Origin of the sequence: uncultured Thermus sp., assembly GCF_938010445.1 — a bacterium.
GTDB lineage: Bacteria > Deinococcota > Deinococci > Deinococcales > Thermaceae > Thermus > Thermus altitudinis.
Genome location: NZ_CALLUR010000177.1, coordinates 1 through 15,813, shown reverse-complemented (window position 1 = coordinate 15,813; position 15,813 = coordinate 1). Strand labels below are relative to the sequence as shown.

The window sequence follows — 15,813 nt, the reverse complement described above, 5'->3', positions numbered from 1 at the left end:
GGGTCCACCTTGGCCCAGGTGATGTTCGGGGGGGAGTTTCCCGGTTCCGAGAAGGCCATTCCCCGGCTCTATAGCCTTCATGTCCTCTGGCTCCCCCTGCTTCTCATGGCCCTCATCGGGGGGCACATGGCCATCATGATGAAGCAGAAGCACACCCAGCCCCGCTATGCGGAAAGGGTGGCCCCGGGAAGAATCCTTGGCGTGCCCATGTACCCCCAGCAGCTGGTGATGATGGGCATCCTCTTCGCCCTCTACGTGGGCATCATGACCCTGATCGCCGGGGCTTTCCTTGCCCACCCCATCGAGGCCTTTGGCCCGCCCACCCCCAACACCCCCGCGGTCAAGCCCGACTGGTACTTCCTCTGGATCTACGGCATCCTGCAGATCATCCCTTCCACCTGGGAGTTCCACCTCTTCGGGGCCACCGTTGGGCCGGAGTTCATCGGGGGGGTGTTGATCCCGGGGATCCTGGGCCTGGTGGGCCTCCTTTTGCCCTTCCTGGACACCCGCAAGGACAAGATGCGCTACATGGAACTCCCCTCGCAGCACCCGGTGCGCACCAGCGTGATCCTGGCCCTTCTGGTCTTCTTCCTCATGACGACGCTGGCCGGGTACAAGATTGACTTCCAGCAGCAGGGCTCCCTCCTGGGGAACAACGCCATGCTTTGGACCCTGGTCCTGGGTGGGCCCTTGCTCACCTACATCGTCTCCTACACCCTGCTCCGCATCTTCTTCGGGAAGGAGGAAGCCCCCCACAAGGCCTAGATAGGGTTAGAAGAAGGGCCCCCGCCACAGGCGGGGGCCCTAGCGTTTCCCTCCGGCCTAAGAGGACTTTTCCTCCTCGAGGCCCAGGCTGGCCAGAAGATCGCCGTAGAGGTCTCCAAGCTTCACGCTGGCGCTGGCCGTGGGCACTGCGGAGGCATCGTACAGGTTGTACTCGGCCACGGCTCCGTACTCGTACTCCCGGCGCTCCTCCCGGCGGGGTCCGGGCTTCCTCTTGCCCCGGGCCTCCTTGCCCTTGGCCCGACGGGGCCGCTCCTCCTCGGCCTTGGGAGGGGGCGGGGGCAGAAGGCGCTTGCGGGAGAGGGAGATGCGCTGCTCCACGGGGTCTATGTTGAGGACCACCACCTCCATCTCCTCCCCCTTCTTGAAGAGGGCGGCGGGGTTTTCAATGCGGGCGTGGTCCAGCTCGGAAATATGGACCAGGCCCTCCATGCCCGGCTCCAGCTCCACGAAGACCCCAAAGTCCGTGATCCCGGTGATGCGGCCTTTGACCACGGTACCCGGGGGGTACTTCTCCGTCAGGAGCTGCCAGGGGTCGGGCTGGGTCTGCTTGAGGCCCAAAGAGAGGCGGCGCTCGGCTGGGTCCAGCCTCAAGACCACCGCCTCCACCTCCTCCCCTTCCTTCACCACCTCGGAGGGGTGCTTGGGCCTTTTGGTCCAGGAAAGCTCGGAGATGTGGATGAGCCCCTCGAGGCCCGGCTCCACCTCCACAAAGGCCCCGAACTGGGTGAGGCCCACCACCTTGCCCCGGACCCGGCTTCCCACCGGGTACTTCTCGGCCACCGTGACCCAGGGATCGGGGATGAGGGCCTTGATGGAAAGGTTCACCCGCTCCTTCTCCGGGTCCACGGAAACCACCTGGGCCCGCACCTTCTGGCCCTTGTGGATCACCTCTTTGGGGTGGTTAAACCGCCCCCAGGTGATCTCGGAACGGTGCACCAGGCCGTCCACCGGACCCAGGTTCACAAAGGCCCCGAAGTCGGTGACGTCCACCACCGTACCCTCCACCACCTGCCCGGGCTGGAGGCTCTGGAAAAAGGCCTCCTTGGCCCGTTTTTGCTCCTCTTCCAGAACCACCCGGCGGGATAGCAGAACCCGTCCCTTTTTGCGGTTAAACTCGATGATCTTCACCAGGATCTGCTGGCCCACGTAGGCATCCAGGTTGGGGATGCGCTTGAGGTCCAGCTGCGAAGCAGGGATGAAGGCGGATACACCATCCAGGTCGGCAATCACGCCTCCCTTGACCTTCTCCTTGACGGTGACGGTCACCGGCTCGCCCTTCTCATAAAGCTCCCGGATGCGGTCCCAGTGCTCCGTGGCCTCCACCTTTTTACGGGAAAGGAAGACCTGGCCGGTTTCCGGATCCACCTTGGTGACCTGGACCCGCACCAGATCCCCAGGCTTCAGAAGGGCCTTTAACTCCTCTTCAGGAAGGGACTTCTCCGTAAGTTCGTTAAAGGGGATGATGCCTTCCGTCTTCGCGCCGATATCTACCGCCACACCCTCTGAGCCCACCAAGACCACCTTGCCCGTCAGGACCTGCCCGGGGCGCACGCGTTTTTCCAAGCGGGCCTCGGTCTCCTGCAGGGCCTCTTCCATGCTGAAGGCCTTGTCTGGGGTCAAGTTGGCTTCGCTGACCTGGGTCGCCTTTTCTTCCATGCCGCCTCTTTCCTCCTTACGCGCCTTCTAGGGAAGGCGGGCGCATCTTGCGCACGTCCACACGAAAAGGAGGGGGAGAAGCCTCACTCCCCGCTTCCGTGGGAACCGGCCCCGAAGGGCATACCCTTCCTTTATACCACGGGGAGGCCCCCTTGCCAAGAGGCACCAGGCCCCAAGGGGTTGCGCCATAATGGGCCCATGGAAACCCTAGCCTGGATGCAGGCGAAGCTACCCGAGTTTTTAAAGGACCTCGAGGCCTTCGTGCGCCGGGAATCCCCCTCCAAGGACCCGAAGGGCCTTCAGGAAGCTGCCGCCTTCTTGGAAGAAGCCTTCGGGCCTCTCCAGGGGCGGCTTTCCCGTAAAGATACCCCCCTAGGCCCCATCCTCCTTTTGAAGCGGGAAGGGGAAGGAAACCCGATCCTCATCCTCTGCCACTACGACACCGTCCACCCTAAGGGAAGCTTCCCCGAGCCCTTCCGCCTGGAAAGGGACCGGGCGGTAGGCCCTGGGGTCTACGACATGAAAGGGGGTATTATCGCCCTGCTCTATGCCCTCCGCCACGCGGAGGCCAGCGGCAGGAGGCTTCCGGCCTTGGAAATCCTCTTCACCCCCGACGAGGAAATCGGCTCCAAGGAAAGCCGGCCCCTGATTGAGGCGGCAGCGAAGAAGGCCCGGGCTGCCTTGGTCCTGGAGCCTCCCACGGCGGAAGGGGATCCCAAGGTAGCCCGAAAGGGGGTGGGGCTCTACCGCCTTAAGGCCCTGGGCAAGGCCGCCCACCAGGGGGTGGAGCCGGAAAAGGGGGTGAACGCCATCCTGGAGCTTGCCCATCAGATCGTGAAGGTGGCGGCCCTCGAGGACCGGGAGAAGGGCACCACCCTGGGCCTCAACGTGGTGGCAGGAGGCACCGTAAGCAACGTGGTGGCCGAGGAGGCCTGGGTGGAAATAGACCTCAGGGCCTGGACCCTGGAGGAGGTGAAGCGGGTGGAGGAAAGCCTAAAACATCTGACCCCTGTCCTCCCTGGGGCCAGGCTGGAGCTTTCTGGGGGACTAAACCGCCCCCCCATGGAGCCCACCGCGGAAAGCCTGGCCCTCTTTGAGAAGGCCCGGGCCATTGGGGAAGCCCTGGGGCTTTCCCTGCGCCCAGGGCGGGTGGGCGGGGGCTCGGATGGCAACTTCACCGCTGCCCTGGGGGTGCCCACCCTGGATGGCCTCGGCCTCCTTGGGGGCGATGCCCACCAGAAGACCGAGTATGTGGTGGTCTCGGAGATCCCCCGGCGCGTGACCCTCCTGGCCGAACTCCTCTACGCCCTATGAGCCTTCCCCCTTCCGCAAAAAGGGTACAGCATGCCCTGGAGGAAAAGGGGTACGCCCACCTGCGGGTGGTGGCGCTACCCGCCTCCACCCGCACCGCCCAAGAAGCCGCTGAGGCCGTGGGAGCCCACGTGGGGCAGATCGTAAAAAGCCTGATCTCTATGGGAACCAGGCCTTATCTCTTCCTGGTGAGCGGCCGAAACCGTCCGGACCTCCCCAAAGCCCAAAGGGCAGCGGGCGAGACCCTCCGGCGGGCTACCCCCGAGGAGGTGCGCCTCCATACCGGTTACGGCATCGGCGGGGTACCCCCCGTGGGACACCCCACCCCTCTCCCCACCTTTTGCGACGAGGACCTCCTGGCCTACCCCCGGGTTTGGGCCGCAGGGGGTACACCAAACGCCCTCTTCTCCCTGACCCCCGGGGAGCTCCTGGCCCTCACAGGGGCCCGGGTGGCGGATTTAAAGGAGGCCTAGCGTGTGGTACTTCCGCAAAGATCCCCACGTGAAGCCCGAAGGCCCCTTGGCCTTCCGGGTTAGGGTGCGCACCCAAAGCGGCGAGGTGGTGGAGCTCAGGCTCTCCAAATCCACGGAGATAAGCCCCGTGGAGGGAGGCTATTACGTGCGCAAGGAAATCGTGGCCCCCAAAAGCCTGGACCGGGCGGTGCTGGAGATCTGGTTTGATACCCGTTATCGTCCCACGCGGAAAAGTGTTGAGGGGGGTGAGCTTATACCTATCCGGGAATGGATGGGCTAGAATGGGGCCATGGAAAAAGTGCTGCTCCTTTTAGGCCTTGTGGTGATGGCCTATAACGTCCTTTACGGGTTCCGGCTAAAGCGGGTCATCCCCGGAGGGGTCATGGGGGAAAGGGGTGGGCAGATGCTGGGGCTCATCGTCTTCTTCGCCGTGGCGTACCTGGTGGTGCTCTTCCTTACCTGGAACGAGTCCAGTAGCCTTCTCCTCCTTCTCCTTTCCCTGATCCTTCTCCTGGGGGCAGTCTTCGTCTACCTGGTCCTGCGCCTGGTGGACGCCATCGTGGCCTCCTTGTAGCCATGGTCTTCCGCCGCAACCCTAACCCTCCGGAAACCGACTGGAAACCCACCCCCGAGGAGTGGCGGGTCTACACCCTCTGCGACGGCCGGCGCACCGAAGAGGAGGTGGTGGGGGAAAGCGGCCTGGGAGACGAAGCCTACGTCATCCTGGCTGCCCTTCTCAAGCGGGGCCTGATCCTGCCCGTGGAGGGTCCCAAGGAGCTTTGCCAAAAGCTGGTGGGCCTCCTCAAGACCCGGCTCGGCCCCAAAGCGGAACCTTTTGTAACCCGGCTGGAGGGATGCCAAAGCCGGGAGAGCCTCGAGGAGGAGGCCCTCCGGGTGGCCCTAAAGGTTAAGCTCACCCTGGACCGCAAGACCGGGGAAGAGTTGGAAAGGGCCATACGGCAGCTCTTCCACTGATGCCCAGGTGGGGTGGAGGGCGCCGCCAAGGTAGAGAAAAAGGGGGTGTGGAGGGCTATGATCCCCCAGCTTGCAAACCGGGGATACATGGACTCCCCACATCCGTCGGCGATCCGTTTGGAGCAGGAGCCCCAGGGAGGCTGGTAGGCAGGTCCTGGGGGTAGACCCTAGACACACGAGCCAAGATTGCCCAGCATGTGGGCACCGGGAGAAGAGTCCTTTGTGGGTCAGGGAGTTTCCCTGCCCCTCCTCTGGGACTCCTCTTCACCAAGACGTGGCTGCGGCCATCAACATCTTGGCCAGGGCTTGGACGGAGCCTGCGGGGACGGGTTTACACCAAAAGCCGAGGTCACGGGCGAAGCCCGTGTCTTGCGGCCCCCCTCTTTAGAGGGGGGAGTCGTCACCGAGGAGGTATCCAAGGCTCTCCACGGAAGAAGCCGTAGACCAAGCGGCCCACCACCGGCCCCAACAGGATGAGGCCCAGGAGGTTGGGAATGGCCATAAGGCCGTTTAGGGTGTCGGAGATGGCCAAGAAGGCCTCGAGGCCCCCCAAGGGCCCCACGAAGGCCAAAACGGCAAAGGTAAGGCGGTAGGGCCAGCGGATCCCCTCGCCGAAGAGAAAGGCCGCCGCCTCTTCCCCGTAAAACCCCCAGGAAACCATGGTTCCTAGGGCGAAGACCGCCACGGTCACGGCCAGGATAGGCCCGCCCAGGGGATGGGCTTGGAAGAGGGCGCTGGCGGCCTCGGCCGCACTCCCTCCCTCTCGCCAAAGCCCGGAGGCCAGGAAGGTGAGGGCGGTAAGGCTCGTGACCAGGAAGCTTACGAACATCTCCGTGACCCCCCAGAAGCCCTGGCGCACCGGGTGGTCCACTTGGGCCTGGGCGTGGGCGATGGGCGCAGAACCCAAGCCCGCCTCGTTGGCGAAGATGCCCCGGCCCAGCCCAGCGTTGAGGGCGGCGAAGAGGCTATAGCCCGCCGCTCCCCCCAAGGCCGCCTCCGGGCTGAAGGCCGCCCGGAAGACCAGGGCCAAGGCCTCGGGGATCTGGGCCCCGTAAAGGACCAATAGGGGCACCACCGCCACCAGGAAAAGGAGAAGCTTTAAGGGTACCACCACCTGGGCAAAACGGGCCACCCGAACGATGCCCCCACCCAGCACCACCCCCACCAGGAGGGCTAGGAAAAGGCCCACCAAGGCCGGTGGCGCCCCTAAGGGGGCCAGAGCCCCCCCCACTGCCCCGGCCTGGGAGAGGTTGCCGATACCAAAAGCGGCCACCGCGGCGAAGAAGGCGAAGAAATAGGCCAGAAAGCGGAGCCTGGGAAGACCCCGGTACAGGTAGTACATGGGTCCGCCAGAAACCGACCCATCGGCAAAGCGGCGGCGGAAGTGCACCGCCAAGGTGGCCTCGGCAAACTTTGTGCCCGTACCAAAGAAGTAGCCCAGCCACATCCAAAAGACCGCCCCCGGCCCCCCTAGAAGCACCGCCGCCAGCATGCCCAAAAGGTGCCCCGTGCCCACCGTGGCGGAGAGGGCCACCATGGTGGCCTGGAAGGGAGTAATCTGGCCGCCAAAGCCATAGGTACGCTCGCGGATGGCCCCCAGGGTTTCGCTAAAGGAAACCCGAAGCATCCTCAGAGGGGCACTAAACCAGCGGATCTGGAAGATGACCAGGTAAGCTCCCACCAGCAAAAAGAAAAGCTTCATGGGGAAGCCGTATACGATCCGGTTGAGATACTCGTTTAGGGTCAGGATATCCATAGGCTATACCTCCGGCACCACCTCCACCTTATCCCCCCGCCTGAGGCGGAGGCGCTTGAGATCCTCCTCCAGCAGGCCCAGCCGACCGGGGATGTTGGGCCTGGGCCGCACTTCCATCAACGCCTCGAGGCGCTTTAGGCGAAGGCGGAAGGCATGGCGGATGGCCCGGGCCCACTCGGCGTAAAGGGCCTCGTCCACATAGGCTACCCCCGACCCAGGGCCATAGATGGGAAGGACCAAAAGGGAAGCGGGCGGCACCTCCACCAAGGGCACCGCCTCCAGGGCTCCCATCCCCAATAGGGTGTGCAGGATGCGGGCCAAGCGCAACACCCCGGGGGCCAGGAGCACCTCGGCGATGCGCTTCCCCTCCACCTGGGCCAGAACCCGCAAGGCCTCGGGGCCAAGCTCCACCTGGCCTCCCTTGGTGGGCAGGCGCAGAACATACCCCCAGTCGGAGGGTAGGGAAAGCCCCTGCCACAGGGCCTGGGCCTCGCTTAGGCGTGCGGGTACCGCAAGCCCTCCCAACAAGGTGGTGTGGGGTGGCAAAACCTCGGGCTCAAAGCGATAGGGCGCTCGCTTGAGACCGGAAAGCAGGTCCAAGGCCTCCTCTCCCTCCAGGCCCTTTTCCCCTGACCAGACCCGGGCATGGACCACCTGGCCACCCCGCAAAAAAACCTCTCCCTCCAGGTAAGGGGTGCGGACCAGAAGCCTTCCCGTGCGCCCGGTGCTCATCAAAGCCCCCACCAGGGCCACGAAGGGAAACTCTGCAAGGTTACCTTCAAGATAGCCTTGCGGCTGGCCGAGATAATCTGAGGGCTCACCCAGCATTCCTTCCCGTTTTACCATGCCCCCTCCCCAGCGTCCAGGCGGGGTATCCTTAGGTATGCATCTCCTCTTGCTCCACGGCTTTACCTCCCACCCCGTCCTCACCCTGGGCCCCTTGCCCAGGGTGTTGCGGGAGGCCGGTTTTACCGTGGTTCAACCGGCCCTACCAGGCCACGGCACCCGGCCAGAGGACCTTCTTCGGGTGCGCTGGCCGGACTGGCTGGCGGTGGCCCAGGAGGTCTACCAGAAGCTACCCGAGCCTCGAGGGGTGGTGGGGCTTTCCATGGGCGCCCTCCTAGCCGCCCACCTGGCCGCGGAAAGCCCCACCCAGGCCCTGGTAGCCCTGGCCCCAGCCCTGGCCCTCAAGCACCCCCTTGCCCCCCTGGCTCCCCTCTTGGCCTGGTTCATCCCCCGTTTTCCTGGCCCCGACTCCATCCAGGACCCCGAGCTTAGTAAGCAAAACCCCAACTACCCCTACTTTCCCACCCGGGCCCTGCTCCAGCTTTTGGCCCTTATGCGCCGCACCCCCGAGGTCCTACCCCAGGTAAAGGCCCCTGCCTTGGTGGTGGAGGCCGGCCGGGACAAGGTGGTGGACCCTGCCGGGGTCCGGGGCTACCACGCCCTTTTGGGAAGCCCTAAGAAGGATTACCTGGTCTTCCCGGAAAGCGGGCATGACCTCCTCTTGGACCGGGACCGGGAAGCCGTGGCCCAGGCGGTCCGGGATTGGCTTATTGCTAACAATAATCACTTGCAGTAATATGGGGACCATGGAACCCCTATCCATCTCCCCTGGGACCGTCTTCCTGTACGCCCTCCTCACCGCCATCGCCACCGGCCTAGGGGCCATTCCCTTCCTCTTCACCCGAAAGATCCTCGCCCACCACCTGGGCCTGGCCAACGCCGCCGCCGCCGGGCTTATGCTGGCCGCCAGCTTCGGCCTCATCTACGAGGGGGTGCACTACCACCTGGGCCGGACCCTTTTAGGGGTGGTGTTGGGGCTCTTTTTTATCCAGCTCTCCCACCGGTTTCTCCACAGCCGGGAGGTAAGCTTTGGCACCCTAAACGGCCTGGATGCCCGCAAAGCCCTCATGATGGTGGGCATCATGACCCTGCACTCCTTCGCCGAGGGGATTGGCGTAGGGGTGGCCTTCGGGGGCGGGGAGGCCTTGGGGGTTTTCCTCACCCTAGCCATCGCTGTGCACAACATCCCCGAGGGACTGGCCATCAGCCTGGTGCTGATCCCTCGGGGTGTAAGCGTCTTGGGCGCGGCCCTTTGGAGCGTTTTCTCCAGCCTACCCCAGCCCCTCATGGCCGTGCCCGCCTTTCTCTTCGTGGAACTCTTTAAGCCCGCCTTGCCGGTGGGCCTAGGCTTCGCTGCCGGAGCCATGATCTGGATGGTAGCGGCGGAAATCCTTCCCGAAGCCCTAAGGGAGGCCAAGGCGGAAGGCGTGGCCACGGTGCTCACCCTAGCCGTGGCCCTGATGGTGGCCTTCCAGATTCTCCTTGGGGGGTAGCCAAACCCAGGGAAGCTCCCCTTCCAGATGGAGGGCTTCCAAGGCAGGGCGCACGCGAAAGGCCAGAAGCCTCACCCCCGCCTCCTCCGCTTCCCGGGCTGCTCGGTATAGGAACCCATCCTCCGGGTCCAGGGCAAAGGCCTGAGCCAGGGGATGTTGCACCATCCAGACCGCATGGGCTAGCCCCCCATTCCGGGCAAAGGCCGAAAGAAGCCTAAGGTGCCTGGCCCCTCGAGGGGTAGGGGCATCGGGGAAAAGGGCCAGGCCCTCCTCCACCCGGTTGCAGTTTTTGGCTTCCCAAAGAGCTTCCTTATCCCCAATCCAGGCGGAGAAGTCCAGCCTCTCCCCCCCCAAGGGCACCTCTTTTCTTAGATCCGCAAGGGAGCCGAAAAACCCCTCCTTCAAAAGCAACTCCAGGAGACGGTTGGCCAAGGAGGCGTCCACCCCCACCAAAACCCCCTGGCTTTCCACCAGGACCATCCGGCCCACCGTCTTGAGGGTGGGCCTGGGATGGTAAAAGCAAGGGGTTCCGGGCAGAAGGAGTTCCGTCATCCGCCCCGAGTTAGGCAGGTGCAAGGGGCCCACGTCCGCCTCCACCAGGAAGCGGTTTTTCCTTTCCCGGAAACGGCAGGGTTTTAGGGGAGGCAAAGGCAAGGCCCACATGAGCAAAACTTTAGCCCGGTCCTAGACCGGGCTTTTTGGCGGAGAGGGCGGGATTCGAACCCGCGGTACCGGTTTTCCCGGTACAACACCTTAGCAGGGTGCCGCCTTCGACCACTCGGCCACCCCTCCAAGCCTTCTGGCGGAGGGTGAGGGATTCGAACCCCCGGTGGGCCCAAGGCCCACAGCGGTTTTCAAGACCGCCGCCTTCAACCGCTCGGCCAACCCTCCAAGGTCTGGCCGCAAGGTTTACTATGCGGCAACCTCCTCGGCTTGTCAATCGGGATGGGCTAGAGTGCCCTTTTGGAGCGAAACCGGGACCCCATCCTTCAGGCCTGAAGGGACTTAGGACCCACCCGGTTCTCCCCGATATCCCGCTGCCCTCCCCGAAGGGGCCCCCTTTGCGCGGTACCCGCACCCGGAGGCCGAAAGGCTTTTGCCCTATGCCCAGGAAATCCATGCCTTCGGCCAGGGTCTCCCACGAGGGAATCCTAAGGCGCCTGAAGGAGGGGCCTGGGGTGCGAAGGGGAGACGTTCCTGCGGCATCGGCTCCTGGGCCACAGGCCGGGCCCTACCGGGAAGCGGCCCGGACCCCTCCTCATCCACGGAGGCCTTTCCTGCCAAGGCCTTCACCCCCTGGCGCAAAGGGCTTTTAGGGGCCTTCCGGTGGGGCTTCACGCCTACACGGTGGAGGAAGCGAAGGCCTTAGGAACCCCTTCTTAGGCGGATGCTGGCCCAGGCTATACCCCTTTTGGCCCCCTAACGGAGCCAGGCTAGGACAAACCGCTCCACCAGGGCCTCCATGGCGGGGATCACCGCATGGTGGAGATCGGGGAAGAGGACCAGGTGGTCCTCCCCCAAGGGGCCAAACCCCGTGGGCCTGAGGCAGGCCCGGCCCTTGGTGAGGGGCAGGGTCCAGGGATGGCCTTCCCGGGTGAGGGCCACCTGGTACACCTTGCGGCCGGCTTCCTCCCGCACATCCCTCAGGCGGCAGGCCTGCGTGGGGGGAATAAGGGGGTCGTTGCCCGCCTGCAGGATGAGAAGGGGAGCCCCAAGGCGGGCCGCATGGGGCAAGGGGCTCTGCCGGGCGTAGCAGGCCGGGCACTCCTCCGGAAGCCCACCGAAGACCTCCCGCCAACGTTCCAAGGCGTCGGGGCGGGTTTTCCTCAGGATCTCCACCTGTTCGGCAAAGTCCACCGGGCCGATGACAAAGGCCACACCCCTGGCCCTTCCCTCCAGGGCCGCCGCCTTTAGGGCCACGCAGGCTCCCAGGGAGTAGCCGGCGTAGGCGTGGCGCCTTATCCCCATCTGGGGAAGGAGGCGGGCCATAAGGGCTACGTCCTCGGCTTCCTCCAGGCAACCGGTCACCTTTCCCTCACTTTTCCCCCGGCCTCTGAGGTGGGGCACCAAGGCCACCACCCCCTTCTCCGCATAGAGGCGGCACCGCTTTTCCATGTCCAAGGTGGGAGGGCCGAAGCCACCCGGCACCAGGATCACCGCCCGGTCCGCAGCCCCTTGCGGCGAGCAGACTTGGGCAAACAGGGAAACCCCCTCCCGCCCGTAAACCACACCTTCTTCCACCCTCTTCAGCCCCGGGCTTGCCGACCGCAGACCCCAGAACAGGCCAAGGGCCAGGGCCAGGAGCCAGACCGCGAAGGCCCTCATCGGCCGAAGATGGCGGGGGATACCCTGGCCCTCGCCAGGAGGTAGGCCAGGAAAAGAGGTAGGAGGAGGGCCAAGACCAAGTAGACCGCCAAAGCCGGCTTAAGACCCAAGGGTTCAGGGAAGGCCGGGTACTTTTCCAAAAGGCGCACCACCATGGGGTGGACCAGGTAGATCTGCAAGGAGTAGCGGCCCAAAAAGGCCAGGGGCGTCCGCAAGGGGGTGCGGGCCAAGGCGTAGGCCAGGGCCAGGAGGAGAAAGGCCATACCCGTGGTGTACAGCCAGTGGAAGGCCTGGTAGTGGAAGGTGTTCACAGGAAGGCGCTTAAGCACCTCCAAGGCCAGGGGCAGATACCCCCAAAGCCCCACCCCGGCCACCAAAAGGGCTATCGGCCAGAAGCGGAGAAGGCGGGGTAGAACCTCGAGGCGGCTTGCCAGGTAAAGCCCCAAGGCGATGGCCGGGGTGTACCAAAGGACGAAGCTTCCCGGGTAGGGCAAAAAGCGGTAGTGACGGTTCAGAAAGTAAACCCCCAAGGTGAGCCCTACCCCTAGAAGGAGGAACACCAGGCCGTGTGGCCTCCGCCTGAGGAGAGGGAGGGAAAGGGGGAGGAGGAGGGTGAGCTGCAGGGCCACCGCCAGGAAGTAGAGGTGAAAGTAGGCCTTTCCCCAAAGGAGCTGGTGGGGAAGGCGTTCCGGCTGAAAAACCCCGTAATCCCAGTAGCGGAAGGCCAGGTAGATCCCGCTCCAAAGGAGGTAAGGCCAAAGAAGGCGAAGGGCCCGATTCCTTAGGTAACGGCCCAGGCGGAACTCCCTGAGGAAACCGGCCCCCAGGACCAGGGTGGTCATGAAGAGGAAGGCGGGCACGGCAAAGTGCAGGGTGCGGTTCGCCGCCGCCAGGAGGTGCCATTCTAGGCTTCCCGGGGAAAGCTCCCGCAGGAAACGGCCCGTCACGTGGTGGAGGACCACCTCCAAGATGGCCAGCCCCCGGAAGACCTCCACCCAGGGAAAGCGTTCCACAGGACTATTTTTCCACAGGCCCGTGAGACTTTTCCGAGAGCAAAAGGGCCAGCTCCTCCCTCAGGGCAGGCCGCTTGGGGTAGGCCAAGACCAAGGCCGAGGCCGCCTCCTGGGCCGCCTTGGGGTCCAGGCGGGCCATGCGCCCTAGGAGCCGAGCCGCCTCCTGGTAGGCCTTGCGGCTACCCCTTTCCACCAGGGATCTCGCCCTTTCCCAGTAGAGCCTTTTGGCCTCCTCAGGAAGCCTTTCCTCCAGGGCCTCCGCCAGGCGGGGGTAGGCCTCGAGGGGGGCGTCTTTCAAGAGGCGGTCCAGGGCCTTCCAATCCTCCTCCAAGAGGTGGATGCGGGCTAGGAGGACCGGGTCTTGCACCCGGCGCAGAAGGGCCCTCCGCTCCGCAAAAAACCCCCGGCCCAGCTTGGCCTTTAGGGCCAGGTAGTCCTCGAGGTTCGGCCGGACCGCAAACCGGGCCCTGTGATCCTCAGGAAGCCCCCGGTGGGCCACCAAAAGGTCCAAAAGGGGCCAGAGCCTGGGGTCCTTGCCGAACCAGTCCCGGGCCTCCTCCGCATACCTTAGGGCCTCCGCCATCCGGCCCAAGGAGAGGAGCCGGTTCACCAGCTGGAGGTAGTCCTCCACCCCCTCAAGCCCTTCCCGCAAGGCGGCAAGCCCCTCCTCCACCCGCCCCAAGCGGAAGAGAAGCTCGGCCTTAAGCCCCCGCTTCAGCCCCCAAGCATCCTGCCCCCTTAGGAGGCGGAGGGCTTCCTCCGCCTCCCTCTCCCCCGCCCGTAAGAAGGCCTCCCGCAGAGCCTCGGAAGGGTGTTTCAGGTAAAGGCCAAGGAGGAAGGAAAGCCTAGGGGAAAGGGCCAGATAGCGCTCTAAGGCCGCCTTCAGGTAGGGCTCCGGGTCAAAGGGGGCCTGCAGAAGGGCCTCGAGGTAGGCCTCCACCTCCTCCCTTCCCACCCGGTCCAGGCGCAGGAGGAGGGCCTTAGCCTCCGCCTCCCCTCCCCCCATCCGGAAGGTCCGGCGCAGGTGCTTTACCCCCTCCATGAAGGCCTTCCCTGGGGCTAAGGCCTCCGCCAGATAGGAGGCAACCCCAGGAATCAGGGCGAGCCTTTGCAAAAGGTCCTTGGCCTCATCGGGCGTTAGGGCCTCTATAAGGGGCGCAAGGTCGGGTACCCTTCCCTCCACGTAGGCATAAAGAAGCGCCGCCGCATGCTTGCAAGGAAAATCGGGATAGGGGCAGGTGCACCGGCCCACAAGCCCAGGCCCCACCTCCACCTGGTAGGGAGCCTCCGCCGAACCCTGCACCAAACCCACAATCCTCTCCCCCACCCGAAAGACCCTCTGCACCCGGCCCTCCTGGTAGTAGGCCAGCCCCCGGCGGAGCACCTCGGGGGAAAAAAGCGGAGCAAAGTCCGCTTCCTCCCTAGGGGGAAAAGGCGGCACGGATTCAGTCTAAAGCCCGGGCGTGGTATCATGGGATGAGAAGCCTATGAAATGACCCTGACGACTACCCTCAGGGAAGCGGACCTGAAACGCCCCCTACCCAAGGGGTACGTGCAGTGCCGGGCCTGCGCCCACTACTGCGCCATCGCCCCAGGACAGGCAGGCAAATGCGGGGTTAGGCGCAACTTCGGGGGCAGGCTGTACCTGGTGACCTACGGCAAGGCGGCCGCCCTTCACCTGGACCCGGTGGAGAAGAAGCCCCTTTACCACTTCCACCCCGGGGAGGGAATCCTTTCCCTGGGCACCGTGGGGTGCAACCTCTTCTGCGCGTTTTGCCAGAACTGGCAGATCTCCCAGTTCCGGGAGTTCCAGGTCACCCCGGAAGGCCATTTGGACCGGCCCATCGGGGAGGACTGGCCCCCGGAGGCCATCGTGCAGGAGGCCGAGGCCTTGGGGGTGCGGCTTCTCGCCTACACCTACAACGAGCCCGCCGTCTGGATGGAATACGCCCACGACACCGCACGGCTCGCCAAGGAACGGGGCATGAAAAACGTCTTCGTCACCAGCGGCTTGGAAACCAAGGAAGCCTGGGACTACATCCGGCCCTATCTGGATGCCGCCAACGTGGACCTGAAGGGCTTCACGGAGGAGTTCTACCGGAGGATCTGTGGGGCCCGGCTCAAGCCGGTTTTGGAGAGCCTCGAGCACCTCCACGCCCAAGGGGTCTGGGTGGAGGTGACCACCCTCCTCCTGGAGGGCTATAACGACGCCCCCGAGGAGGTGCGGGCCATGGCCCGATTCCTCAAGGGGCTCTCCCCCGAAATCCCCTGGCACCTCACCGCCGCCCATCCCGACTACCGCATGCTGGACCTGAGGCCCACCCGGCACAGCACCCTGATGCGGGCCTACGAGATCGCCAAGGAGGAAGGACTAAGGTTCGTGTACGTGGGCAACGTCCTGGACGAGGAGAGGAGTTCCACCCGTTGCCCGGACTGCGGCAGGCTCCTCATCCGCCGCCGGGGCTACCGGGTGGAGCCCCTTTGGGAGGTCCCCGGGGTCTGCCCGGGGTGCGGGAGGAGGATTCCCGGGGTATGGACCTGGTGAGGCCGCCGGCGGTGGCCGGCTACTTCTACCCCCAGGAGGCGGAACGCCTAAGGCAGGAGGTGGAAGGCCTTCTCCAAAGGGCCCGCTCCTCCCCTGACCCTGGGATAAGGGGCCTTCTCTCCCCCCATGCCGGCTATGTTTACTCGGGAAAGGTGGCGGCCGAGGGCTTTGGGGCCCTTTCCGCCTGGCAGGGAAGGGCGAGGAGGGCCTTCCTTTTGGGGCCCAGCCATTTCGTGCCCTTTCTTGGCGTGGCCTTCTACCCTTACCGCGCCTGGGCCACCCCCTTGGGGGAGGTGGCGGTGGACCTGGAAGGGGGAAGCAGGCTTATGGAGAAGGGCCCGCCCTTTGTAACCTACGAGGAGCCCTTCTGGGAAGAGCATAGCCTCGAGGTCCTCCTCCCCTTCCTCCAAGTGGCCTTGCCGGGCACGCCCATCCTGCCCCTCCTCTTCGGGGAGGTGGACCCCATGGAGGTGGCCGAGGCCCTCTTGCCGGAGCTAGGGGAAGGGGACCTGGTGCTGGCCTCCAGCGACCTCTCCCACTACCACCCCGACCCTGTGGCCCGAAAGCGGGACCAAAAGACCTTGGAAAGGGCCCTGGCCCTGGATGTGGAAGGGGTGGCCCAAGGGGAAGCCTG

The 15,813-nt window shown here is 64.8% G+C and carries 18 protein-coding genes and 2 tRNA genes; 11 read left to right on the top strand and 9 right to left on the bottom strand.

All coding sequences use genetic code 11. From position 1 onward, the window contains the following. On the top strand, nucleotides 1–765 hold a 765-nt coding region (locus Q0693_RS10005), incomplete at its 5' end, for a cytochrome b N-terminal domain-containing protein (protein WP_298631430.1). Between the two features lie 57 nt (nucleotides 766–822). On the opposite strand, the gene Q0693_RS10000 is transcribed toward Q0693_RS10005, so the two are convergent. Then, nucleotides 823–2,442 carry a 30S ribosomal protein S1 gene (locus tag Q0693_RS10000; protein ID WP_298631425.1) on the bottom strand — a complete coding sequence of 540 codons (1,620 nt, stop codon included), beginning with the start codon at nucleotides 2,440–2,442 and terminating at the stop codon, nucleotides 823–825. Nucleotides 2,443–2,640: 198 nt separating this feature from the next. On the opposite strand from Q0693_RS10000, the gene Q0693_RS09995 reads away from it, so the two are divergent. The 6 genes from Q0693_RS09995 (at nucleotide 2,641) to Q0693_RS09970 (ending at nucleotide 5,589) form a co-directional block, all read left to right on the top strand. Continuing rightward, nucleotides 2,641–3,756, top strand: a complete 1,116-nt coding sequence (locus Q0693_RS09995) for a M20 family metallopeptidase (RefSeq protein ID WP_298631422.1) — start codon at nucleotides 2,641–2,643, stop codon at nucleotides 3,754–3,756. After that, a complete protein-coding gene (locus Q0693_RS09990; RefSeq protein WP_298631419.1) occupies nucleotides 3,753–4,226 on the top strand; it encodes a YbaK/EbsC family protein in 474 nt (157 codons plus the stop codon). Before Q0693_RS09995 ends, Q0693_RS09990 begins: the two co-directional genes overlap by 4 nt. 1 nt (nucleotide 4,227) lies before the next feature. Continuing rightward, nucleotides 4,228–4,506, top strand: a complete 279-nt coding sequence (locus tag Q0693_RS09985) for a hypothetical protein (protein WP_298631416.1) — start codon at nucleotides 4,228–4,230, stop codon at nucleotides 4,504–4,506. Between the two features lie 9 nt (nucleotides 4,507–4,515). Continuing rightward, complete coding sequence (locus Q0693_RS09980; protein WP_298631413.1) at nucleotides 4,516–4,800, top strand: hypothetical protein; 285 nt, start codon at nucleotides 4,516–4,518, stop codon at nucleotides 4,798–4,800. A 2-nt stretch (nucleotides 4,801–4,802) separates the two neighbouring features. Next, complete coding sequence (locus Q0693_RS09975) at nucleotides 4,803–5,201, top strand: hypothetical protein (RefSeq protein WP_243030543.1); 399 nt, start codon at nucleotides 4,803–4,805, stop codon at nucleotides 5,199–5,201. A 70-nt stretch (nucleotides 5,202–5,271) separates the two neighbouring features. After that, on the top strand, nucleotides 5,272–5,589 hold the full coding sequence (locus Q0693_RS09970; protein WP_298631410.1) for a zinc ribbon domain-containing protein: 318 nt from the start codon (nucleotides 5,272–5,274) through the stop codon (nucleotides 5,587–5,589). 12 nt (nucleotides 5,590–5,601) lie between these two features. Here the strand turns inward: Q0693_RS09970 and Q0693_RS09965 are convergent, their stop codons facing one another. Both Q0693_RS09965 and Q0693_RS09960 read right to left on the bottom strand, forming a co-directional pair. Then, nucleotides 5,602–6,957: an amino acid carrier protein gene (locus Q0693_RS09965; protein ID WP_298631407.1), complete on the bottom strand. Its 1,356-nt coding sequence runs from the start codon at nucleotides 6,955–6,957 to the stop codon at nucleotides 5,602–5,604. A 3-nt stretch (nucleotides 6,958–6,960) separates the two neighbouring features. Further along, entirely contained in the window at nucleotides 6,961–7,785 is an 825-nt protein-coding gene (locus Q0693_RS09960; protein WP_366140539.1) for a DUF4388 domain-containing protein, read from the bottom strand. 55 nt (nucleotides 7,786–7,840) lie between these two features. On the opposite strand from Q0693_RS09960, the gene Q0693_RS09955 reads away from it, so the two are divergent. Together Q0693_RS09955 and Q0693_RS09950 are read left to right on the top strand one after the other, a co-directional pair. Next, entirely contained in the window at nucleotides 7,841–8,539 is a 699-nt protein-coding gene (locus Q0693_RS09955; RefSeq protein WP_298631403.1) for an alpha/beta fold hydrolase, read from the top strand. 10 nt (nucleotides 8,540–8,549) lie between these two features. Beyond that, complete coding sequence (locus Q0693_RS09950) at nucleotides 8,550–9,296, top strand: ZIP family metal transporter (RefSeq protein ID WP_298631400.1); 747 nt, start codon at nucleotides 8,550–8,552, stop codon at nucleotides 9,294–9,296. On the opposite strand, the gene Q0693_RS09945 is transcribed toward Q0693_RS09950, so the two are convergent. The 6 genes from Q0693_RS09945 to Q0693_RS09920 all read right to left on the bottom strand — a co-directional run bounded on the left by Q0693_RS09945 (nucleotide 9,249) and on the right by Q0693_RS09920 (nucleotide 14,075). Further along, complete coding sequence (locus Q0693_RS09945) at nucleotides 9,249–9,959, bottom strand: DNA/RNA nuclease SfsA (protein ID WP_298631397.1); 711 nt, start codon at nucleotides 9,957–9,959, stop codon at nucleotides 9,249–9,251. The genes Q0693_RS09950 and Q0693_RS09945 overlap by 48 nt on opposite strands. A gap of 36 nt (nucleotides 9,960–9,995) precedes the next feature. Then, a tRNA-Ser gene (locus Q0693_RS09940) sits at nucleotides 9,996–10,088 on the bottom strand. Between the two features lie 8 nt (nucleotides 10,089–10,096). Next, a tRNA-Ser gene (locus Q0693_RS09935) sits at nucleotides 10,097–10,187 on the bottom strand. Nucleotides 10,188–10,715: 528 nt separating this feature from the next. After that, nucleotides 10,716–11,621: a prolyl oligopeptidase family serine peptidase gene (locus Q0693_RS09930; RefSeq protein ID WP_298631394.1), complete on the bottom strand. Its 906-nt coding sequence runs from the start codon at nucleotides 11,619–11,621 to the stop codon at nucleotides 10,716–10,718. After that, complete coding sequence (locus tag Q0693_RS09925) at nucleotides 11,618–12,634, bottom strand: acyltransferase (RefSeq protein ID WP_298631391.1); 1,017 nt, start codon at nucleotides 12,632–12,634, stop codon at nucleotides 11,618–11,620. Before Q0693_RS09925 ends, Q0693_RS09930 begins: the two co-directional genes overlap by 4 nt. A 4-nt stretch (nucleotides 12,635–12,638) precedes the next feature. Next, on the bottom strand, nucleotides 12,639–14,075 hold the full coding sequence (locus Q0693_RS09920) for an SWIM zinc finger family protein (RefSeq protein ID WP_298631388.1): 1,437 nt from the start codon (nucleotides 14,073–14,075) through the stop codon (nucleotides 12,639–12,641). A 51-nt stretch (nucleotides 14,076–14,126) separates the two neighbouring features. Between Q0693_RS09920 and amrS the strand changes: the two genes are divergently transcribed. Both amrS and amrB read left to right on the top strand, forming a co-directional pair. Next, complete coding sequence (gene amrS, locus Q0693_RS09915; RefSeq protein WP_298631385.1) at nucleotides 14,127–15,179, top strand: AmmeMemoRadiSam system radical SAM enzyme; 1,053 nt, start codon at nucleotides 14,127–14,129, stop codon at nucleotides 15,177–15,179. After that, nucleotides 15,167–15,813 (top strand): AmmeMemoRadiSam system protein B (amrB, locus tag Q0693_RS09910; RefSeq protein ID WP_298631383.1); only part of this gene is annotated, 647 nt, incomplete at its 3' end. The genes amrS and amrB, both read left to right, overlap by 13 nt.